The sequence below is a fragment of the Bradyrhizobium sp. 23 genome (genome assembly GCF_023073295.1).
Lineage (GTDB): Bacteria > Pseudomonadota > Alphaproteobacteria > Rhizobiales > Xanthobacteraceae > Bradyrhizobium > Bradyrhizobium canariense_D.
Map to the genome: position 1 here is coordinate 1 of NZ_JADPJF010000113.1, position 1,268 is coordinate 1,268.

Genomic DNA, 1,268 nt, shown 5'->3' on the forward strand with positions numbered 1-1,268 from the left:
TGACCTGCCCCTGCCGATTTCCTCCAGTTGAAGTTAGAGTCCGGCCTTCTGAAGGACGGACAGATGAAGCGAGCCAGGTTTACGGAAGAGCAGATTATTGGCGTGCTGCGTGAGCATGAGGCAGGTGCGAAGGCTGCCGATTTGGCGCGGAAGCATGGCGTCTCTGAAGCGACGCTGTACAATTGGAAGGCGAAGTTCGGCGGTCTGGACGTCTCCGATGCCAAGCGGTTGCGGCAACTCGAGGACGAGAACGCCAAGCTGAAGAAGCTGCTGGCCGAGCAGATGCTGGATGCTGCAGCGCTACGCGAGCTTTTGTCAAAAAAATGGTAGGGCCCGTCGCCAAGCGCGAAGCCGTCGCGCACCTGCAGGCCGTCATGGGTCTGTCGGAGCGGCGGGCCTGCGGCATCGTCGGCGCTGACCGCAAGATGGTTCGCTACCGATCGTGCCGACCGCCGGACACCGAACTACGCGGCCACTTGCGCGAGCTTGCTAATGCCCGTCGGCGGTTCGGCTACCGCCGGCTGTTCGTGCTGCTTCGCCAGCAGGGCGAGCCGTCCGGGCGGAATCGGATCTACCGTCTGTATCGAGAGGAAGGCCTCAGCGTGCGCAAGTGCCGGGCCCGCCGGCACGCCGTGGGCACCCGAGCGCCGATACTGGTCGAGGCTCGGCCGAACGCCCGGTGGTCGCTGGATTTTGTCCACGACCAGTTCGCCAGCGGCCGTCGCTTCCGGGTCCTGAATATCGTCGATGACGTGACCCGGGAATGTCTGGCGGCCATCCCCGACACCTCGATCCCGGGGCGGCGGGTGGCACGCGAACTGACGGCGCTGATCAATCAGCGCGGCAAGCCGGGCATGATCGTCTCCGACAACGGCACCGAATTCACCTGCAATGCCATGCTGGCCTGGTCCGAGGAGAACAAGATCGACTGGCACTTCATTGCGCCGGGCAAGCCGATGCAGAACGGCTTCTGTGAAAGCTTCAACGGCCGGATGCGGGACGAGCTTCTCAATGAAACCTTGTTCTTCGGCCTCGATCACGCCCGCGCCAAGATTGCGGATTGGGTCGGCGACTACAACGGCCAACGCCCGCATTCCTCGCTCGGCTATCTGACTCCTGCGGCCTATGCCGCCTACCTCACCGCAACGTGCGATCGGCTGCGCAACCCCGACCAGCTCCGCCGATCGCACGTTGCTAACACCGCGCCAAACGGCGTAACATCCGCCGAGACTCTAACCGCTACTGGGTGAAACTTCAGGGGCAGGTCA

Annotated in this window: 1 protein-coding gene and 1 pseudogene; both read left to right on the forward strand. The window is 63.5% G+C overall.

Features of this window, described 5'->3' with window-relative positions; all coding sequences use genetic code 11:
* Window positions 1-63: 63 nt before the first annotated feature.
* Window positions 64-216: pseudogene (locus IVB32_RS28580) on the forward strand (transposase); the annotation flags it as partial.
* Entirely contained in the window at window positions 183-1,250 is a 1,068-nt protein-coding gene (locus IVB32_RS28585; protein ID WP_247372325.1) for an IS3 family transposase, read from the forward strand. The pseudogene IVB32_RS28580 and the gene IVB32_RS28585, both read left to right, overlap by 34 nt.
* Window positions 1,251-1,268 lie beyond the last annotated feature (18 nt).